Genomic DNA, 19,385 nt, shown 5'->3' with positions numbered 1-19,385 from the left:
GGCCCACCCCGACCCGGCCCGAACGGCCCACCAACCCGCCCACCGCCACCGGCGGGCCCACCGGAGCCGCCACCCCAGCCGTCAGCGGATAGGGCGAGCGGGCCCGGTCACCTCACCAGCTCCCGCTCCAGCGCCGTACGGAACCGCGGCGTCACCCGCACCTCCCCCAACCAGCCCGCCAACCGCGCCGCCTCCGCCGCGACCGCCGCCCGCCCGTCCGCCCCCACGTCCCGGAACAGCCGCCACACCACCTCGCCGTCCGCCCGCTGCGCCCAGCCGCCCACCACCTCGCCGCACCACCACACCGTCGGCCCGGCGTTCCCCGCCCGATCGAACAGCGCCGGCACGTCCTCCGGCCGCAGGTACCAGTCCCGGCCCCGCCAGCCCATCACCGCCGGATCCAGCGCCGGCAGCAGCGCCGCCCACGGCTGCGGATCCGCCGTCGCCCCGACGTCCCCCGGCAGCACCAGCGCGGCCGCGCCGTCCGCCAGCGCCACGTCCCGCGCGCCCACGTCCGCCAGCGCCCGCCGGACGTCCCCCAGCGTCCAGCCCGTCCACCACTTCACGTCCTCGACCGTCCCCGGCCCGTACGACGCCAGCCAGCGCCGCACCACCTCCGCCTTCGCCTCCCGCACCGGCACGTCCGGCCACTGCGGCACCGGCGCCCACGGATAGACGCTGCTCACCCACGACCCGCGCGGACGGCACCGGCGCACGTGCCCGTCCGAGGCCAGCAGCCGCAGCAGCCGACTGCCCACGCTCTGCTTCGCCTCGTACGCCTTGCCCGCCGACATCAGCATCGTCTCGCGCAACTGCGGGACGTCGTCGCCGAGCTCCTTCGTCGTCGCCTCGCCGCGCGCCGCCAGCGCCGCCAGCACCTCGCGCTCCGTCGCCGCCAGCCGGGCCTCGTCCCAGCCCACCGCGTGCTCCCGCAGGTGCTTCAGCAGCGTCGCCCGCTCCTTCACCGCGATCGCCCGCGCCGCCCCCGAGCTCACGTACGGCGCGAAGCCCTCCGTCACCGCGAAGATCGTCCGCCGCATCGACAGCAGCTTCACCAGCGAGACGTCCTCGTACAGCGCCCGCTCCACCTCCGCCGCCGAAGGCTCCGCCAACCGGGCGCACGCCGACAGGTACACCGTCGCCGCGTCCGTCGCGTGCAGCCCGACCACCGCGTCCGCCACGGCCTCCACCCGCGCCGCCCGCACCGCGGGCTCCAGCAGCAACCGCCGACCCAACCGGGCCCGACGCTCCACCTCACCGATCACCGGCACAGCTGCAGTCATGCCCGGACCCTAACGCCCCCCACCGACACCTCGCCCCGCTGCGCGTGCTCCCGCTCCGCCAGCTCCGCGAACCCGGCGAGCAGCGGGGACGTCCGCCCCGCCGCCCAGGCCAGGCACACCCGGTGCGGCGCGACGTCCGACACCGGCACGTGCACCACGTCCGAACGGGTGTAGAAGGCCGCCATCGACCACGGCAGCACCACCATCCCCTCCCCCGCCGCCACGTACTCCAGCTTCTCCTCCACCGTGTCCGCCCGCGGCCGCGACGCCACCGTCACCCCGGGAAGGTCCCGCCACTCCGGCACGAAGTCCGGATCCTGCAGCAGCACCTCCCCGCCCAGCTCCGCCATCGGCACCGACACCTCACCCGCCAGCCGGTGCCCCGCCGGCAGCACCGCCACCCGCGGCTCCTCGAACAGCGGACGCACCACCAGCCCCCGCCCGTCCACCGGCAACCGCACGAACGAGACGTCCACCCGGCCGTCCAGCACCACCCGCGCCTGATCGGCCCACGACGTCCGCACCACCTCCACCGCCAGCCCCGGATGCCGCCCGCGCATCGCCCGCACCGCCGCCGTCACCGTCAGCCCCGGCATGAACCCCACCACGAACCCGGCCGGCCCCTCGTCCCCGCCCGACCGCGCCACCCGCCGACGCAACGCCTCCGCCGCCGCCAGCAACGGCGGCGCGTCCTCCAGCAACTGCCGCCCCGCGTCCGTCAGTTCGGTCGACCGCCGGTCACGCCGGAACAACATCGCACCGAACTCCGCCTCCAGCGCCCGGATCTGCCGCGACAACACCGGCTGCGCGATGTGCAACCGGGCCGCCGCCCGACCGAAGTGCAACTCCCGCGCCACCGCCACGAAGTACCGCAGCTTCCGCAGATCGACGTCCACCCGCCACCCCCGACTCCCCGCTGATACCCCGAGGGTATGACAGCCGGCCGAACAGGTCTTGGACGCCACCGCGCCACCCGGCGCACGATCGATACAACTCCCCGGCAGCACAAGGAAAGGCACCACCACCATGTCCCTCAAGGACCAGCACGTCGCCGTCCTCGGCGGCACCTCCGGCATCGGCCTCGCCACCGCCGCCCTCGCCGCCGAACGCCGCGCCCGCGTCACCGTCGTCTCCAGCCGACCCGACAGCGCCGAACGCGCCCTCGCCACCCTGCCCGCCGGCACCGCCGCCGAGACCGCCGACCTCACCGACAGCCACCAGGTCACCGCCCTGTTCGACCGCCTCGGCCCGCTCGACCACCTCGTCTACACCGCCGGCGACCCGCTCGCCCTGCTCACCGTCGACACCATGGACCTCGACGCCGCCCGCCGGCTCTTCACCCTGCGCTACTTCGGCGCCCTCGACGCCGTCCGCGCCGCCACCCCGCGGCTGCGCCCCGGCGGCTCGATCACCCTCACCTCGGGCACCGCCGGCCTGCGCCCCGTCCCCGGCTGGAGCGTCCCCGCGAGCATCTGCGGCGCGGTCGAGGCCCTGGTCCGCGCGCTCGCCGTGGAACTCGCCCCGATCCGGGTCAACGCCGTCCGCGCCGGGATGGTCCGCACCCCGCTCTGGTCCGGCCTGCCCGAGGCCGACCGCGAACAGCTCTACGCGCAGACCGCCGCCGCCCTCCCGCTCGGGCGGATCGGCGACCCCGAGGACACCGCGGAGGCCTACGCGTACCTGATGGAGCAGCGCTTCGCCACCGGCAGCGTGGTCACCGTCGACGGCGGCGGGCTGCTCGCGTAACCGCCCCTACAGGTAGAGGCCCGTCGACCCCTCGGTGTCGCCGAAGCGGCCCGCCGCCACCGCGTGCAGGTCGCGCTCGCGCAGCAGCACGTAGGTGGCGCCTCGGACCTCCACCTCCAGCTTGTCCTCCGGGTCGTACAGCACGCGGTCACCCGGCTCCACCGAGCGCACGCTCTGCCCCACCGCGACCGCCTCGGCCCAGGTACAGCGCTTGGACAGCTCCGCCGTCGCCGGGATCAGGATGCCGCCGGTGGAACGGCGCTCGCCCTCGCTGCCCTCGGTGCGCACCAGCACGCGGTCGTGCAGCATCCGGATCGGCAGCTTCTCGCCCAGCCGGTCGTGCCGGGCGGGCTCGTGGTCGGAGGAGGAGGAGCGGGTCGCTTCGTCGTTCGTACTCACGGTCCCGAAGGTACCGCTCCCGGGCGCGGAGCGTGACGCCAGCCCGGCAGTCGACGCCGCGACGCCGGGTACGCGGAAGGCCGGGCGCGGTGTGCGCCCGGCCTTCCGCGTACTCGTTCGGGCCCCGCTCAGGCCTCGCGGCGCTTGCGGCGGGAGGCCAGCAGCAGCACGATGCCGACGCCGACCGCCGCGACGGGAATGATCCGCTCCTTGCGCGGCTGCCCCTTCTCGTCCACGAAGTTCGCCCGGACCTGCTCCAGCAGGCCGCTCGCGGCCACGTACGCCTTGGCGGTCTTCTCCTCGACCACGGCCGACGCCTTCGCCTTCATCTGGGCGCTGATCGTGCTCGGGTGCACGCGCATGGCCAGCTCGTCCAGGGTCGACGCCAGCTGGGTGCGGGTCCGCTCGATGTCCGCCTCGATCTGGGCGGTCGTCCGCGCCGACTTGTCCTGCGTGCTCGCCTCGCCCACTCGGGCCACCCCATTCACTCGCCGTGGTCGTCCTGGTCGTCCAGCACGACCGACCCAGTCTCTCAGCTCCCGGACGGCGCCGCGCGGCCCCACCCACCAACGGAGGTAAGTTTGCCGTGGTACGACCGCCCGTCCCAGCCCCCAGGAGAGTACGACCGTGAGTGAGCGTCTCCAGCCCGGCGACACCGCACCCGCCTTCAGCCTGCCCGACGCCGACGGCAACCAGGTGTCGCTCGCCGACCACCTGGGCCGCAAGGTCATCGTCTACTTCTACCCGGCCGCGCTCACCCCCGGCTGCACCAAGCAGGCCTGCGACTTCACCGACAACCTGGACGTCCTCGCCGCCGCCGGCTACGACGTCATCGGCGTCTCCCCCGACAAGCCGGAAAAGCTCGGCAAGTTCCGCGACACCGAGGACCTCAAGGTCACCCTGGTCTCCGACCCGGAGAAGAAGGTGCTGGAGGCGTACGGCGCCTTCGGCGAGAAGAAGCTCTACGGCAAGACCGTCACCGGCGTCATCCGCTCCACCGTGATCGTGGACGAGCATGGCAAGGTCGAGCACGCGCTCTACAACGTGAAGGCCACCGGGCACGTCGCCAAGCTGCTGCGCGACCTCAAGGTCGAGGCCTCCTGAGCTCCTGACCACGTAGCGGTGGCGGCACACCCCCCGACCGGGTGCGCCGCCACCGCCGTTCCTCACCCCGGCGGGCCGCCGTCAGGTCAGCAGGCCCCGAGGTCGCTCCAGACTCCCCACGCGCCACTGGCCGTGGGGTCGTCGCCCTTGGTCCACCACTTGTTCTGGTAGTAGTGGCCCTTCCAGGACACCTTGGTGGGCGTCGCGTACGTGGCACCCGCGTCCCAGCCCGGCGCACCCGCGCAGCCGGCCGGCGTGGTCGGCGGCGTCGTGGGAGGCGTGGTGGGCGGAGTGGTCGGCGGAGTGGTCGGCGGCGTCGTGGGAGGCGTGGTCGGGGGCGTCGTCGGCGGCGTCGTCGGCGGGGTCGTCGGGGTCGGCGTGCCGCCGTCCACCGCACCCCGGGCCAGGTCGCCCCTGATCCCGTACAGCGTGCCGCCCACGTTGACCGTCCAGTTCGACGGCGTCGACACCGGCAGGTAGTAGACGAAGTCCATGTCCACCGACGCGCCCGGCGCCAGCGACTGCCAGCCCGGCAGCTTGACCGACACCCGGTTGTACGTCCCCTTCAGACCGCCCGCGTTGCCCGGGCCCGGGTTGTCCTGCCGGATCACCTGCAGGCCGAAGCCCGACTGGTCCTTGGCGTTGCCCGGCGCCGAGTTGCTGTAGTCGAACTGGAACTCCGTGCCGCCCGGCAGGGTCAGCGTCGAGTTGTTGACGATGTGCAGCTTCGGGTTGATCGGGTAGTTCGAGTCGCCCAGCGCGAAGTTGGTGAACGACACGTCCACCGGCAGGGTCTGCGCCGGCAGCGGCACCGTCGAACGGACCGCGCCGTACGGGCTCGCCGCCTTGAACCGGTCGTACATCAGCGAGGTCAGCGTGTTGCCGGGCACGTACTCGCCCTTGCCGCCGTTGGCGGTCGCGTCCCACCGGTAGTCGCCCGCCAGCTCCCAGATCATCGCGCCGCCGGCGCCCTGGTTGACGATGTAGTCCGCCTTCGCGCCCACCGACTGCTCGTCCTCGGTGGACAGGAAGACCTTCTTGGCGTCGTTCCACAGCCACGGCGCCACCAGGGTGTCGCTGTAGTTGCGGGTGTAGGTGCCCTGCAGCGCGGTGTCCGTCACGCCGTACTTGGAGAGGTAGTCGGGCAGGATGCCCTTCTCCAGGTTCTTCGCGTGCCACATCGGGTTCGACCCGGCCGGGGACTCCTTGCCCGCGTCGTCCTTGTCGTTCCAGATGTTGTCGATGCCGACCGCGCCGTCGCCGCAGGCCGTCAGGCCCGAACCGGCCGGGCAGGTGGTCGCCGCGGCGGTGCCCCACAGGCCGTTCGTACCGCCCTGCACGTTCTTGAACCCGCGCGTGTAGTACGGCAGTCCGACGTTGATCCGGCCGCCCGGCAGCGCGCCGCGGAAGTAGTGGTACGCCCAGTCCGCGTTCAGGTAGCCGATGCCGCCGTACTGCCCGGTGCCGTACACGTTGGCCGCCGCCAGCTCGCCGTCCTTGCCGTCGTCGAACAGCGAGGCGTTCGGGCCGACGTACTTGTTCCAGGCGCCGTGCAGGTCGTACGACATGATGTTGACGTAGTCCAGGTACTGCGCCACCTGGAAGGTCTCCATGCCGCGCAGCAGGTACCCGGAGGACGGGGCCGCCACCGACAGCAGGTAGTGCCTGCCGTCCGCGGCACCGGCCTTGTCCAGGCTCTCCCGCAGCGTCTTCATCAGCGCCGCGTAGCCCTTGGCCAGCGAACCGCGCTTGGCGTTCGCCAGCTGCCAGTCCAGCGGGTTGCCGGCGTCCTTCATCGAGGTCGGGTACTCGTAGTCGATGTCGACGCCGTTGAAGCCGTACTTGCGGATGAAGTCCACGGACGAGGCGGCGAAGGTGTCGATGCCCGCCTGGTTGACGCTGCCGTCCGGGTTCACGGTCATCGAGTAGAAGCCGCCGGAGTTCACCCGGCTCCCGCCGTCGTCGAAGTACCCGCCGGTCTCGGTCCAACCACCCACCGAGATCAGGGTCTTGACGTTCGGGTACTGCTTCTTGAACTTCGTCAGCAGGTTGAAGTGGCCCTTGTACGGCAGCGTCGGGTCCAACTGCGCCGCCGGCACGCCCGGGAAGTCGATCCCGGTCGCCTCGTTCGTCGGACCGTCCGCGCCCACCGACAGCTTGTTGTCGCCGCCGACGTGCCCGAAGGCGTAGTTGAGGTGGGTGACCTTGTCCCAGGGGATGTCGCTGACCAGGTACGGCTGGTCGCCCTTCTTGCCGGTGCGCCAGCCGGTGAAGTACCCGATGATGCGGCGCTGGTGGTCCGCGCCCATCTTCTCGCGCCCGCCGGTGTCGTAGACCGAGCAGTACGGGACGTCGACACCCGGGGTCCGGTACAGCCCGTCCGGCCGACACGCCGCGTTGTCGACGGCCGCCGACGCCTGCGACGGCGCCGCACCGAGCGTCGCCATCACCAGCCCGGCCACCGACGCCGCCGCCAACGACACCGCACCGACCCTTCGCCCAACGGCGGTGGGACGCCGCTGCGCAGTCCTTCGGATCAACACTCGGTCCTCCAGGAGAGAGTGTCCGCGCATGCCTGTGGGGCAACACGCACGTGGGGGATTTCAATTGGCGCCGAAGCTATGTGGTCTGAACCACAGAGGTCAATAGGTCTGTACCAATTGGTCATCAGCGCCTAAACATCCGGCAACCCGTAACCAAACCCGCCACCGATCGTTCGCACACCGGGGGACGGGCACACAACTGCCCGAAGGGGACGATCATGCCGGTCAAGTACACCCGCGAGCTGCTCGCCGAGCTCGCGGCCGAATCCAGCAGCGTCAACGAGATGATGCGCAAGCTCGGCGTGCCGATCAGGCGCGGCGCGCACGATTACCTGAGCAAGCGACTCCGGCACCACGGCATCGACACCTCACACTTCGATCAGGGCTGTCGCGCAGGCAGGCAGCACCAGTATTCGAGGGAGGTGCTGACCAAGGCCGCAGCTGCCGCAACCACGCTGGACGAGATGCTGATCGCGCTCGACCGCGAACCGAATCGCTACAACCGCAGCTACCTGCGGCGGAGGATCAAGGAGTACGGCATCGACGCCTCACACTTCCCGGCGCCCGGGACGATCTACACGAAGGAACTGCTGCAAGAGGCCGTCACCGCGTGCCACAGCGTGGCCGGTGTCGTGCGCTACCTCGACCGGCGACAGGCCGGCGGCACACAGGCCCACATCGGGCGGCGCATCAAGGATCTCGGCATCGACACCTCCCACTTCACCGGGCAGGCCCACGGCCGAGGCAAGCACTCGCCGACTCGAATCTCGGCCGATCAGCTCTTGGTTCAGCGCCCCCAAGGAGCCAAGCGAATTCCGGGCACGCGGATCCGTCGCGCTCTGGCCGAGCTCGGCCGACCCGAACTGTGCGAGGACTGTGGCACCGGGCCGGAGTGGCGGGGACGGCCAATGACCCTGGAGGTCGACCACATCAACGGCGACTGGTCGGACAACCGGCCGGAGAACCTCCGACTGCTCTGCCCGAACTGCCACTCCGTCACTCCGACCTATTGCAGGAGGAAGAAGAGCGACCAGATCGTCCCGTAACGAGCGAAACAGAGGTGTCAGCCGCTCCACGCGCCAAGTAGCATGATGGCCAGCAGGACAGGCGGCCGTGGCGCAGAGGCGACGCAGACGGTTTAGGTCCGTTGGCCCGTGAGGGCTTGAGGGTTCGAATCCCTTCGGCCGCACCGAGTGAAACCTTCAAATCGAAGGCCCCGACCGAAGGAGTTTCGGTCGGGGCCCTCGTTCTTCTCAGCCCAGGAGCTCCTTCACCACTGGGGCGAGGGCCCTGAAGGCCTGGCCGCGGTGGCTGATGGCGTTCTTCTCGGCGGCGGTCAGCTCCGCGCACGTACGCGTTTCGCCGAGGGGCTGGAGGATCGGGTCGTAGCCGAAGCCGCCGTCGCCGGCGGGGGCCGTCCGCAGGGTGCCGAGGAGGCGGCCCTCGACGACGCGTTCGGTGCCGTCCGGCAGCGCCAAAGCGGCGGCGCAGAAGAAGTGGGCGCCGCGGTGCGGTTCGGCGATGTCGGAGAGCTGGGCGAGCAGCAGGTCGAGGTTGGCGCGGTCGTCGCCGTGCTTGCCGGCCCAGCGGGCGGAGAGGATGCCGGGCGCGCCGCCCAGGACGTCCACGCAGAGGCCGGAGTCGTCGGCGACGGCGGGCAGGCCGGTGGCGCGGGCGAGGGCGTGGGCCTTGAGGAGGGCGTTCTCGGCGAAGGTGACGCCGGTCTCGGGGACGTCCGGGATCTCGGGGTAGGCGTCGGCGCCGACGAGTTCGACGTCCAGGCCGGCCTCGCCGAGGATGGCGCGGAGTTCGGCGACCTTGTGCTGGTTACGGGTGGCGAGGATCAATCGGGTGGACATATCGCCCACCCTACCCATCACCGCCGCCGGGCCGTCAGCTGCCGCAGACGGAGGTGAGGTTGCCGGCGGCGTCGCCGAGGGGCTTGAGGTCGGGGGCCTCGCCGCGGTCGACGGCCTGCTGGACCTTGTCGGTCTGCTTGCGCAGGTCGGCGACGGCCTTGGCGACGTCGGTGTTCTTGGAGTTCCTGCCGACCTGGTCGAGGTCGGTCTTGAGCTTCTGGAGCGCCTTGCCGGCGGCGGCGGAGTCGTTGCTCGCGTTGTCGTAGGCCTTGGTGACGTCGGCGAGGTCGCCGGTGATCTTCACGGCGGTGTTGCCGCAGTCGAGGGCCTTCTGCGCGGCGGAGCAGCTCACGATGCTGAGCGGGAGGATCACGATCAGGCCGGCCACGGCGAGTGCGGCGGGGCGGGCGATGCTCGACGGCATCCGATCCATCCGGTCCTCCTGAGCGGGCGCGGGTTCCGTGGGAAGGACGCGCGCTCGGTGGTGCGCGGTTCCCGCAGCGGGAGTCGCTGCGGGAACCGTACGGCTCCGGGGCCCGGCGTGTACAGCGGCGGGGCGCGCGGGTGTCCGTTCAGGTCGACGGCCGCGCGGCGCGCGCCGGTTCAGCGAGCACGCCGCACGGGGGCGCGGGTCAGCCTTCGAGGGCCTTGCGCTGGATCTGGTCGAGCTCGGCGCAGCCGAGGCTGCCGAGGTCGAGCAGCTGGTCGAGCAGGGCGCGGTCGAAGGGGGCGCCTTCGGCGGTGCCCTGGACCTCGACGAAGCGGCCGTCCGAGGTGCAGACGATGTTCATGTCGGTCTCGGCGCGGACGTCCTCCTCGTACTGGAGGTCGAGCATGGGGACGCCGTCGATGATGCCGACGCTGACGGCGCTGACGCCGCCGGTGATGGGCTGGCCCTTGGCGCGCAGGAGCTTGCGCTCGCGGGCCCAGGAGACGGCGTCGACGAGGGCGACGTAGGCACCGGTGATGGCGGCGGTGCGGGTGCCGCCGTCGGCCTGGAGGACGTCGCAGTCGAGGACGATGGTGTTCTCGGCGAGGGCGCGGTGGTCGACGACGGCGCGCAGCGAGCGGCCGATGAGGCGGCTGATCTCGTGGGTGCGTCCGCCGATGCGGCCCTTGACGGATTCGCGGTCGCCGCGGGTGTTGGTGGCGCGCGGGAGCATGGAGTACTCGGCGGTGACCCAGCCTTCGCCGCTGCCCTTGCGCCAGCGGGGGACGCCTTCGGTGACGCTGGCGGTGCACAGCACCTTGGTGTCGCCGTAGGAGATGAGGACGGAGCCTTCGGCGTGCTTGCTCCAGCCCCGTTCGATGGTGATGGGGCGGAGCTGGTCGGGGGTGCGGCCGTCGATGCGTGACATAGCCACTGAGCGTAGCCGCTCCGGGTGTTGACTCCGACTGTCGGCTGCGGATGCGCCTCGGCCCGCCGTGCCCGGGGTGCGGGTCGGCGGGCCGGGTGGGGTGAGCCCGGGCGGCTCACGGGTGAGCCGGGTGGCTCAGCTCACATCATGTCCTCGATGTCGGCGGCGATCGGGTCGGCGTCGGTGCCGATGACGACCTGGATCGCGGTGCCCATCTTGACGACGCCGTGGGCGCCGGCGGCCTTGAGGGCGGCCTCGTCGACCAGGCTGGCGTCCTTGACCTCGGTGCGCAGGCGGGTGATGCAGCCCTCGACCTCTTCGATGTTGTCGATGCCGCCCAGACCGGCGACGATCTTCTCAGCCTTGCTGGCCATGTGGTTCTCTCCCTCTGTTTCCGGCCGGCCGGCGGCTCTGCCGGTGACCGTCCTGCGCTGTGCTGGGGTGTGCTGGGGTGTGCCCTCGGCCGGGTGGGCGGCGAGGGGTCGGCCGGTGCTGACGCGGGTTCAGCGGCGGTCGTGCTGCCGGGCAGCGCGACCAGCATCGCCCGCGCCGGTCCGGTCTGCCACGTTAGTCCACTTTCGGCGCATTCCGGCGGGCATGCTCCCGACCGCCGCCCGAGGATGGCGGAGCGGGGCTCGCGTCCCGGAGTGCGGCCTGCGTCCCAGAGTGGTCTACACCAATATATGTGTACTCCGATGAACGCAGGAAGGGCCCCGGGCGTTCCCGAGCTCCGCCCGGGGTCCCGCGGGGGCCGCGGCCGGCAGCTGCTCCCGGAGGGCGAAGGATGAGTTCGGCAGGCGCCACAGCCCCGCAGACCACGTGGTGGCACGGGTTCTACGGCGGGCTCCAGAAGATGGGCCGCTCGCTCCAGCTGCCGGTGGCGGTCCTGCCGGCGGCCGGCATCCTGAACCGGCTCGGCCAGCCGGACGTCTTCGGCAAGGACGGGCTGGGCTGGGACAACGTCGCCAAGGTCTTCGCCTCGGCGGGCGGCGCGCTGCTCGACTCCACGCTCGGCCTGCCGATGCTGTTCTGCATCGGGGTGGCGATCGGCATGGCCAAGAAGGCGGACGGCTCGACGGCGCTGGCCGCCGTGGTCGGCTTCCTCGTCTACTACAAGGTCCTGCACGCCTTCCCCGAGCACTGCAAGGCGCCGACGGTGCTGGTCAGCGACCAGTGCGTGGACTACTCCTCGGCGAAGTCGGCCAACGCGACGTACCAGAACCCGGGGGTGCTGGGCGGCATCCTGATCGGCCTGATGTCGGCCTGGCTGTGGGTCCGCTTCCACCGCACCAAGCTGGTGGACTGGCTGGGCTTCTTCAACGGCCGCCGCCTGGTGCCGATGATCACCGCCCTGGTCGGCATGCTGACCGCCGTCCTCGCGCTGTGGGTGTGGCCGCCGATCGGCCGCGGCCTGAACGACTTCTCGCAGAACCTCGCCGACCTGGGCGCGGGCGGCGCGGGCATCTTCGGCCTGTTCAACCGCGCGCTGCTGCTGATCGGCATGCACCAGCTGCTGAACACGTTCGTCTGGTTCCAGTTCGGCGAGTTCACCAAGGCGGACGGCACGATCGTGCACGGCGACATCCCGCGCTTCCTGGCGCACGACCCGACCGCCGGCCAGTTCCAGTCCGGCTTCTTCCCGATCATGATGTTCGCGCTGCCGGCGGCGGCGCTGGCGATCGCGCACGCGGCCAAGCCGCACCGGCGCAAGGAGATCTACGGCCTGATGCTCTCGGTCGGCCTGACGTCCTTCGTCACGGGCGTCACCGAGCCGATCGAGTACTCCTTCGCGTACATCGCCCCGGCCCTGTACGGCGTGCACGCGCTGCTGACCGGCGCGTCGATGGCGGTGACCTGGGGGCTGGGGGTGCACGACGGCTTCAGCTTCTCGGCCGGCCTGATCGACTACGTGATCAACTGGAGCCTGGCGACGAAGCCGTGGCTGATCATCATCATCGGGCTCTGCTTCGCGGCCGTGTACTACACGCTCTTCCGGTTCATCATCGTCAAATTCGACCTGAAAACCCCTGGGCGCGAGGACGAGAGCGAGGTCGAGGACGTCACCAAGGCCTGATCGCCTCCGACCCCCGCCCCGGGCCCCGCCCGGGCAGTCCCCGCAAGGCCCCTGGACCCGCCGGTCCCGGGGCTTTCGGCCTTTTCCGAAGGGGACCGAATACCCGGGGCGATATTGGGCGCAAGGATAATTCGGTCACATCCCGGATGCGCCGCGATCCGGATCCGCCAATGCGGGGAAACGTTCCGACCGTTATTCCCGCCACTCCCCCGGCGCCGCCCGATCCGCCCGCGACGCCCTCCTCACCCGCCTCCGGCGCTGCTCCGGCCCGAGCAGGGGACCGGCCCGGCCGGCGCGCGGGTCCCGGATCTTTTGTTGCGCAAATAGCCAAAATCCCAATCCCGTAGGCTAATCAAGATCGTCGTTCCGCGCGTAGGTTTCGATTTCATAGCGCTTCCCCGGGACCGCGCTTTCGAGGGTTCCGCACCTTCTCCACCCGTGCTACAAAACTGGTCTACACCACACGTGGTGTAGACCAGTTCGCGGTTCGGCTCCCGTGCCCGTCCCCCCGACCGACCCGCCATGCCGTTAGGAACCCACCCCCATGAGTCAGTCTGCGCAGGCACCGGCGCCCGCCACGGCTCCGGCCACGCCAAGCCCCGCCAAGAAGTTCGGCCAGAGCCTCCTCCAGGGCCTGCAGAAGATCGGCCGCAGCCTCCAGCTGCCGGTCGCGGTCCTCCCGGCCGCCGGCATCCTGCTCCGGCTCGGCCAGCCCGACGTCTTCGGCGCGGACGGACTCGGCTGGGGGAAGGTCGCCCAGGTCTTCGCCACCGCCGGTGACGCCGTCTTCGGCAACCTGGCGCTGCTGTTCTGCGTCGGTGTCGCCATCGGCTTCGCCAAGAAGTCGGACGGCTCGACCGCGCTCGCCGCGCTGGTCGGGTACCTCGTCTTCCACAAGGTGCTCACCGTCTTCCCGGTCGACGGCTCCGTCACCGCGGCGCTGCCGGCGGGCAAGCCGCAGGACCCGGGTGTCTTCGGCGGCATCGTGGTCGGCCTGCTGAGCGCCGTGATCTGGCAGAAGTACCACCGCACCAAGCTCGTCGACTGGCTCGGCTTCTTCAACGGCCGCCGCCTCGTGCCGATCATCATGGCCTTCGTCGGCACCCTGCTCGGCGTCGTCATGGGCCTCGTCTGGGGCCCGATCGGCACCGGCCTGACCCACGCCAGCGACTGGCTCACCGGCCTCGGCACCGCCGGTGCGGGCATCTACGGCGTCGCCAACCGCGGCCTGATCCCGGTCGGCATGCACCAGTTCCTGAACACCTTCTTCCAGCAGCAGGTCGGCAGCTACACCGATGCCACCGGCCACGTCTGGACCGGCGACATCCCGCGCTTCTTCCACGGCGACCCGACCGCGGGCCAGTTCATGTCCGGCTTCTTCCCGATCATGATGTTCGGCCTGCCCGCCGCCGCCCTGGCGATCGCCCACACCGCGCGTCCCGACCGCCGCAAGGCCGTGATCGGCATGATGGTCTCCGTCGCGCTGACCAGCTTCGTCACCGGTGTCACCGAGCCGGTCGAGTTCTCGTTCATGTTCATCGCCCCGGTCCTCTACCTGATCCACGCGCTGCTCACCGGCCTCTCGATGGCCGTGACCTGGGGCCTGGGCGTGCACGACGGCTTCGGCTTCTCGGCCGGCCTGATCGACTACCTGCTCAACTGGAACCTGGCCACCAAGCCCTGGATGATCATCCCGATCGGCCTGGTCTTCGCCGCGCTGTACTACTTCCTCTTCCGCTTCGCGATCATCAAGTTCAACATCAAGACCCCCGGTCGCGAGGACGACGACGAGATCGAGGACGTCACCAAGGCCTGACGCCCCGTCCCGCCCGCTCCGCAGGCCCCGCCCACCGCCACTCCCCCGGCGGCCGGGCGGGGCCTTCGGCGTTCCCGGGGCCCCGTCCCGGGCCGTGGAAGCCGGTTGACGAACCGGCGCGGGCCCTGGTCAACTGAACGCGTGTACCCCTCGTGCCCGCTGGTGACCCGCAGCCACATCGACTTCGGTCGCGTGTGGTCCGCGGCGTGTCGCGGCTGAGCCGACCCCTTCCGCCGCCGCCCGGCCGAGGCTGAGTCCCGCCCGGCGCCGGCCGTCCTCCTCCCCCTCCGCCCGCCGCGGGCTCCCCGCCCGCCCCCGGGCCGTCACCACGCACCCGCGCCCCGCCGCGCTCCCGTCCCCGGATCCGCGTACCCGCGTCCGTACGGCAGCCGGCGGCCGCGCGCCCGCGCACGAGGAAAGCCAGGCACGCCATGACCCGTCCGTTGCACCTCTCCGCCGCCCTCGACAGCCCCGGCCGCCTCGACGCCGGGCACTACGCCGCGCTCGCCCGGATCGCCGAGCGGGCCACCCTGGACTTCGTCACCCTCGACGACTCCTTCGCCGCCGCACCGCAGCGCCCCGACGCGCTCGCCACCCTGGCCCGGATCGCCCCGCTCACCGAGCGGATCGGTCTGGTGCCGACCGTCACCACCACCCACACCGAGCCGTTCCACACCTCGATCGCGCTCAACACCCTGGACTGGGTGAGCGAGGGCCGGGCCGGCTGGCTGGTCGGCGTCTCCACCACCGAGGCCGAGGCCAGGGCCTTCGGCCGCCGACCGGTCGCACCCGCCGACGAGCTGTGGGCCGAGGCCGCCGACGCCGCCGAGGTCGCCGCCCGGCTCTGGGACAGCTGGGAGGACGACGCCGAGATCCGCGACACCGCCACCGGCCGGTTCGTCGACCGCGACAAGCTGCACTACGTCGACTTCGAGGGCCGGTACTTCTCGGTCCGCGGCCCGTCCATCACCCCCCGCCCGCCGCAGGGCCGCCCGGTGGTCGCCGTGCCGGTGGCCGCCGCCGACCTCGCCCCGGACGCCTCCGCCGCCGGCCGCGCCCGGGTCGCCACCGCGATCCGCCACGCCGACGTCGTCCTGCTCGACGCCCCCGACCGGGCCGCCCGGCTCACCGCCGCCACCGAGCTGCGGCTGCGCTCCGGAGAACACCTGCGCATCCTCGCCCGGCTCGACGCCGCCCTGCCCGACCGGGCCGCCGAGGAGCGCCTGCTCGCCGAACTGACCGCCGCCGGCACCGGCGTGGACGGCTTCCACCTCGTCCCCGCCGAGCCCGAACGCGACCTCGCCGCCCTCGCCGAACGGACCGCCCCGGCCCTGCGCGCCGCCGGGCTGCTGCGCGCCGACTACCCCGGCCGCACCCTGCGCGAGCACCTGGGCCTGGTCCGCCCGGCCAGCCGCTACGCCGCCGCGCCCGCGGCCGGCGCCACCGACTCCCGCACCCTCGCCGAGGTGACCCGATGACGGACCGTCCGCTCAAGCAGATCCACCTCGCCGCGCACTTCCCGGGCGTCAACAACACCACGGTGTGGAGCGACCCGGCCTCCGGCAGCCACATCGCCTTCGACTCCTTCCGCCACCTCGCGCGGACCGCCGAACGCGGCAAGTTCGACTTCTTCTTCCTCGCCGAGGGCCTGCGGCTGCGCGAGACCAAGGGCCGCATCCACGACCTGGACGTGGTCGGCCGCCCCGAGTCGATCACCGTGCTGAACGCGCTGGCCGCCGTCACCGAACGGCTCGGCCTCGCGGCCACCGTGAGCGCCACCTTCAACGAGCCGTACGAACTGGCCCGCCGCTTCGCCACCCTGGACCACCTCTCCGGCGGCCGCGCGGCCTGGAACGTGGTCACCACCTCGGACGCCTTCACCGGCGAGAACTTCCGCCGCGGCGGCTACCTCGACCACGCCGACCGCTACACCCGGGCCGCCGAATTCCTCGGCCTGGCAAGGGAGTTCTGGGACGCCGGGGAGGCCGGCGTGCGGCACGCCGGCCCGCAGTTCGAGGTCGAGGGCCGGCTCTCGCTGGCCCGCCCGCCGCAGGGCCACCCGGTGGTCATCCAGGCCGGGGACTCCGACGAGGGCCGGGAGTTCGCCGCCGCCCACGCCGACGTCATCTTCACCCGGCACTCCACCCTCGCCGCCGGCCAGGCCTTCCACGCGGACGTCAAGCGCCGCCTCGCCGCCTACGGGCGCGAGCCGGACGCGCTGAAGATCATGCCCGGGGCGACCTTCGTCCTCGCCGACACCGACGCCGAGGCGGTCGAACTCGCCGCCGAGGTCCGCCGGGCCCAGGTGAGCCCGCAGACCGCGATCGACTTCCTGGAGCAGGTCTGGGGCGTCGACCTCTCCGACCACGACCCGGACGGGCCGCTGCCGGCCGTCGACCCCGTCCCGGCGAGCACCCTGGTCCAGGGCCGGGTCCGGCACGGCGACCCGCTCGCCACGGCCGCCCGCTGGCGCGAGGTCGCGGCCGAGAAGGGGCTCAGCAGCCGGGAGTTGGTGATCGAGGTGACCGGCCGGCAGTCCTTCGTCGGCGCCCCCGCCACCGTCGCCCGGCAGATCGACGAGTTCGTGCAGCACGACGCGGCGGACGGCTTCATCCTCGTCCCGCACCTCACCCCGGGCGGCCTGGACGACTTCGTCGACCGGGTGGTGCCGCTGCTCCAGGAACGCGGGGTGTTCCGCACCGAGTACACCGGTTCGACCCTGCGCGACCACCTCGGCCTGCCGGTGCCGGAGCGCCGGAAGCCGGCGCCCGACAGCGCCGCCTGACGAGCCGTCAGCGCGTCGCGCGACGCCGCCGGACCAGGATCAGCCCCGCGCCGCCGGCGCCGAGCAGCAGGGCGGCGACGCCCGCCGAGCCCGCCCAGTGGAGGTCGGTGCCGGTGGCCGCGAGCTCGCCCTCCGCCGGCTTCGCCGGGTTCGCCGCCCACGGGGTCACGCCGCCGTCCGCCGCGATCACGGGCTTGTCGTCCGTGATCGCGGCGGCCTGCGGGGTGACATCGGCGGCCGGCCGGGCACCGGCGGCGGCCGGGGCGCCCGTCCGGTCCGGCGCGGTCGACGGTGCCGGCGCCGCGGGGGCGACGACCTGGACCTCGGCACCGGCCGAACACATGGTGGTGCCCTGGAACGGGTGGCCCTCGCCCTCGTTGACGAAGACGCAGGGGTTCAGCGCGGTCCCGCCGAGCGGCATGTCGGCCGGGTAGCTGACCCGGACCTTCGCGACCTGGTCACTGCCGGGCTCGGCGGAGGAGTCGGGGCCGTTCACGGAGAAGCCCGCCGGGTCGTCCGGGATGGTGACGACGGGCTCCAGCGACACCCAGTTGCCGTCCGCGGCACGGGCCTCGACCCTGGCGCGCCGGTCGGCGAACAGCACGTTGCCGAGGTTGGTGTAGGCGGACGGCGTCGGGTTGGTGAGGTGCACCTCGAACTCGATCGGTGCACCGCCGGCCGCGGCCGTGCCCGGCACCCCGACGACCGAGTTGGCGATCGAGCCGACGACGATCCGGTGGGTGTCGGTCGGCGAGTCCGGCGCCCCCTTGACGGTGCTGCGCAGGACGAGGGCGGGGCCGACGCCGCCGTTGGAGGCCCCGTCGTGCGGCTCGCCCATGGGCGCGCCGATCCGCAGCCGGCCCCGCCGGATCGGCGGGCCGGGTCGAGCGGCTCCCCGCCGCTCACTTACATGGACGTGCGGGGGCCCGGGGGGTTGCAGGTGGATCCGAGAATTCTTCCGGCCGCGCGAAAGGCCGGGTCAGAGCTCGTAGACCGCGCCGGGGCGGGCCAGTTCGACCGGCCCGGGGTAGGCGGCCGCCGCGTCGCGGAGGTTGCGCTCGGCGTCCGTCCACGGCGGGATGTGGGTGAGGACGAGCCGGCGGGCGCCGGCGGCGGTGGCGTGCTCGCCGGCCTCCCGGCCGTTGAGGTGGACGGCCCGGTAGGTGTCGCGGCCGTCGAGGTAGGCGGCCTCGCACAGGAACAGGTCGGTGTCGCGGGCGAGTTCGACGAGTGCCGCGCTCTCCCCGGTGTCGCCGGAGTAGACCAGCGAGCGCCCGCCGTGCTCGATCCGGAAGGCGAAGGCGTCGACGGGGTGGTTCACCTGGGCGACGGCGATCCGGAACGGGCCGAGGTCGAAGGTGCCGGGGGTGATGGTGCGGAACTCGAAGACCTCCTTCATCCCCGGGTTCTCCGGCATGTCGTAGGCGCGGGCGAGGCGCTCGGCGGTGCCGGTCGGGCCGTAGACGGGCAGCAGGTCGGGGCAGCCCTCGGCGCGGTAGTTGCGGGCGACCCAGTAGGCGCACAGGTCGACGCAGTGGTCGGCGTGCAGGTGGCTGAGCAGCACGGCGTCGACGTCGTACAGGCCGGTGTGCTGCTGCAGCGCGCCGAGGGCGCCGTTGCCGAGGTCGAGCACGATGCGGTAGCCGTCCGCCTCGACCAGGTAGCTGGAGCAGGCCGAGTCGGCGGACGGGAAGCTCCCCGAGCACCCCACCACGGTCAGTTTCATCCGAGCCCCTCCGCCCCGACACGTCCTGGCTGCTGCTGGAAAACGGCATGGAAACAGCAGGCCGGGCCGGTGAACCGGCCGGTAGCACTGCGTTGGTGTGTCGAGGGTAAGGGCGGCGGGGCACTTTGCCCCCGTCCCCGTGCCGGGCTGTGGCTGGAATCACCAGAAGGGCGGGGACGGCCGCGGGCGGCGGGTCAGCGGTGCCGGGGGCGGTTGCGGGCCCAGGCGCGGACGGTGTCCGGGTACCAGCGGGGGTGGCCGTTGGCGTCGATGACGTCGGGGTCGGGCAGCAGTCCGTGCCGCCGGTAGCTGCGGACGGTCTCCGGCTGGACGTTGATGTGGCGGGCGATCTCCGCGTACGACCACAGTTCGGCTGTCACGGGGGCACCTCCGGGGCGGCGGGCGGTCGTGAGGCAGCTTTTCCGGACACGGCGGGGCGTTCGCCGCGGAACGGGCGACGTGGCGGATCCGTGACGAACCGGGAGCAGAACCCGGACAAATCTCCGGCGGCCGTGGCCGTCCCGGTGGTGGCGTGCGCCGCCGCCCCGGTAGGTTCGGCGCCATGAACGCGAGCACGGTGGCCCTGGTGGTGGCGGCCGCGGCCCTGGTGGCCGTGGTCCTGGCGGTGCTGCTGCGGCGCACCCGCTCGGCCGGGGCGCCGCCCGGGCCGCGCCGGCCGAGCGGGCCGCGCC

18 protein-coding genes, 1 tRNA gene and 1 pseudogene are annotated in these 19,385 nt (G+C 72.4%); 8 read left to right on the top strand and 12 right to left on the bottom strand.

Annotation, left to right across the window (positions count from 1 at the left end; genetic code table 11):
• Nucleotides 1-107 precede the first annotated feature (107 nt).
• Complete coding sequence (locus VM95_RS34040) at nt 108-1,283, bottom strand: winged helix DNA-binding domain-containing protein (protein ID WP_045704330.1); 1,176 nt, start codon at nt 1,281-1,283, stop codon at nt 108-110.
• Nucleotides 1,280-2,179 (bottom strand): LysR family transcriptional regulator, encoded by a 900-nt coding sequence (locus VM95_RS34035; RefSeq protein ID WP_045704328.1) that lies wholly within the window; start codon nt 2,177-2,179, stop codon nt 1,280-1,282. The genes VM95_RS34040 and VM95_RS34035 overlap by 4 nt, the downstream gene beginning before the upstream one ends.
• Nucleotides 2,180-2,309: 130 nt before the next feature.
• On the opposite strand from VM95_RS34035, the gene VM95_RS34030 reads away from it, so the two are divergent.
• A complete protein-coding gene (locus VM95_RS34030) occupies nt 2,310-3,029 on the top strand; it encodes an SDR family oxidoreductase (RefSeq protein ID WP_045704326.1) in 720 nt (239 codons plus the stop codon).
• A gap of 6 nt (nt 3,030-3,035) precedes the next feature.
• Here VM95_RS34030 and VM95_RS34025 read toward each other — a convergent pair whose 3' ends face one another.
• Both VM95_RS34025 and VM95_RS44865 read right to left on the bottom strand, forming a co-directional pair.
• Nucleotides 3,036-3,338: a GroES family chaperonin gene (locus VM95_RS34025; RefSeq protein WP_244179055.1), complete on the bottom strand. Its 303-nt coding sequence runs from the start codon at nt 3,336-3,338 to the stop codon at nt 3,036-3,038.
• Nucleotides 3,339-3,556: 218 nt separating this feature from the next.
• Nucleotides 3,557-3,898 carry a DUF3618 domain-containing protein gene (locus VM95_RS44865; RefSeq protein WP_045704322.1) on the bottom strand — a complete coding sequence of 114 codons (342 nt, stop codon included), beginning with the start codon at nt 3,896-3,898 and terminating at the stop codon, nt 3,557-3,559.
• A gap of 157 nt (nt 3,899-4,055) precedes the next feature.
• On the opposite strand from VM95_RS44865, the gene bcp reads away from it, so the two are divergent.
• Nucleotides 4,056-4,532: a thioredoxin-dependent thiol peroxidase gene (gene bcp, locus VM95_RS34015; RefSeq protein ID WP_045704319.1), complete on the top strand. Its 477-nt coding sequence runs from the start codon at nt 4,056-4,058 to the stop codon at nt 4,530-4,532.
• An 86-nt stretch (nt 4,533-4,618) separates the two neighbouring features.
• Here the strand turns inward: bcp and VM95_RS34010 are convergent, their stop codons facing one another.
• Entirely contained in the window at nt 4,619-6,979 is a 2,361-nt protein-coding gene (locus VM95_RS34010) for a chitinase C-terminal domain-containing protein (protein WP_244179054.1), read from the bottom strand.
• Nucleotides 6,980-7,293: 314 nt separating this feature from the next.
• Between VM95_RS34010 and VM95_RS34005 the strand changes: the two genes are divergently transcribed.
• Both VM95_RS34005 and VM95_RS34000 read left to right on the top strand, forming a co-directional pair.
• A complete protein-coding gene (locus VM95_RS34005) occupies nt 7,294-8,121 on the top strand; it encodes an HNH endonuclease signature motif containing protein (RefSeq protein WP_045704315.1) in 828 nt (275 codons plus the stop codon).
• Between the two features lie 61 nt (nt 8,122-8,182).
• Nucleotides 8,183-8,264 (top strand) — tRNA-Leu (locus VM95_RS34000).
• Between the two features lie 64 nt (nt 8,265-8,328).
• Here the strand turns inward: VM95_RS34000 and rdgB are convergent.
• The 4 genes and pseudogenes from rdgB to VM95_RS33980 form a co-directional block, all read right to left on the bottom strand.
• On the bottom strand, nt 8,329-8,934 hold the full coding sequence (rdgB, locus tag VM95_RS33995) for an RdgB/HAM1 family non-canonical purine NTP pyrophosphatase (protein ID WP_045704313.1): 606 nt from the start codon (nt 8,932-8,934) through the stop codon (nt 8,329-8,331).
• A 34-nt stretch (nt 8,935-8,968) separates the two neighbouring features.
• Entirely contained in the window at nt 8,969-9,367 is a 399-nt protein-coding gene (locus VM95_RS33990; protein ID WP_052706327.1) for a hypothetical protein, read from the bottom strand.
• A 199-nt stretch (nt 9,368-9,566) separates the two neighbouring features.
• Nucleotides 9,567-10,292: a ribonuclease PH gene (rph, locus tag VM95_RS33985; protein WP_045704311.1), complete on the bottom strand. Its 726-nt coding sequence runs from the start codon at nt 10,290-10,292 to the stop codon at nt 9,567-9,569.
• Nucleotides 10,293-10,432: 140 nt separating this feature from the next.
• Nucleotides 10,433-10,675 (bottom strand): annotated as a pseudogene (locus VM95_RS33980) (PTS sugar transporter subunit IIB); the annotation flags it as partial.
• A 401-nt stretch (nt 10,676-11,076) separates the two neighbouring features.
• Here VM95_RS33980 and VM95_RS33975 point away from each other — a divergent pair.
• The 4 genes from VM95_RS33975 to VM95_RS33960 all read left to right on the top strand — a co-directional run bounded on the left by VM95_RS33975 (nt 11,077) and on the right by VM95_RS33960 (nt 16,967).
• Nucleotides 11,077-12,366: a PTS transporter subunit EIIC gene (locus VM95_RS33975; RefSeq protein WP_045704309.1), complete on the top strand. Its 1,290-nt coding sequence runs from the start codon at nt 11,077-11,079 to the stop codon at nt 12,364-12,366.
• Between the two features lie 544 nt (nt 12,367-12,910).
• Entirely contained in the window at nt 12,911-14,182 is a 1,272-nt protein-coding gene (locus VM95_RS33970; RefSeq protein WP_045704307.1) for a PTS transporter subunit EIIC, read from the top strand.
• A 431-nt stretch (nt 14,183-14,613) separates the two neighbouring features.
• Nucleotides 14,614-15,660 carry an LLM class flavin-dependent oxidoreductase gene (locus tag VM95_RS33965; protein ID WP_045704305.1) on the top strand — a complete coding sequence of 349 codons (1,047 nt, stop codon included), beginning with the start codon at nt 14,614-14,616 and terminating at the stop codon, nt 15,658-15,660.
• Nucleotides 15,657-16,967 (top strand): LLM class flavin-dependent oxidoreductase, encoded by a 1,311-nt coding sequence (locus tag VM95_RS33960; protein ID WP_045704303.1) that lies wholly within the window; start codon nt 15,657-15,659, stop codon nt 16,965-16,967. The genes VM95_RS33965 and VM95_RS33960 overlap by 4 nt, the downstream gene beginning before the upstream one ends.
• A 7-nt stretch (nt 16,968-16,974) precedes the next feature.
• On the opposite strand, the gene VM95_RS39385 is transcribed toward VM95_RS33960, so the two are convergent.
• From VM95_RS39385 to VM95_RS33945, 3 genes are all read right to left on the bottom strand, one after another.
• The gene (locus tag VM95_RS39385) at nt 16,975-17,805 is read right to left on the bottom strand and encodes an LPXTG cell wall anchor domain-containing protein (RefSeq protein WP_052707739.1); all 831 of its coding nucleotides are present in this window, start codon (nt 17,803-17,805) and stop codon (nt 16,975-16,977) included.
• A 141-nt stretch (nt 17,806-17,946) separates the two neighbouring features.
• Entirely contained in the window at nt 17,947-18,693 is a 747-nt protein-coding gene (locus tag VM95_RS33950) for an MBL fold metallo-hydrolase (RefSeq protein WP_045704301.1), read from the bottom strand.
• Between the two features lie 194 nt (nt 18,694-18,887).
• Nucleotides 18,888-19,073, bottom strand: a complete 186-nt coding sequence (locus VM95_RS33945; RefSeq protein WP_045704299.1) for a MerR family transcriptional regulator — start codon at nt 19,071-19,073, stop codon at nt 18,888-18,890.
• Between the last annotated feature and the right edge of the window lie 312 nt (nt 19,074-19,385).

Origin of the sequence: Streptomyces rubellomurinus (assembly GCF_000961885.1) — a bacterium.
GTDB classification, from domain to species: Bacteria; Actinomycetota; Actinomycetes; order Streptomycetales; family Streptomycetaceae; genus Kitasatospora; species Kitasatospora rubellomurina.
The sequence above is the reverse complement of the archived record's forward strand: the minus strand, read 5'-3'. Positions and strand labels throughout refer to the sequence as shown.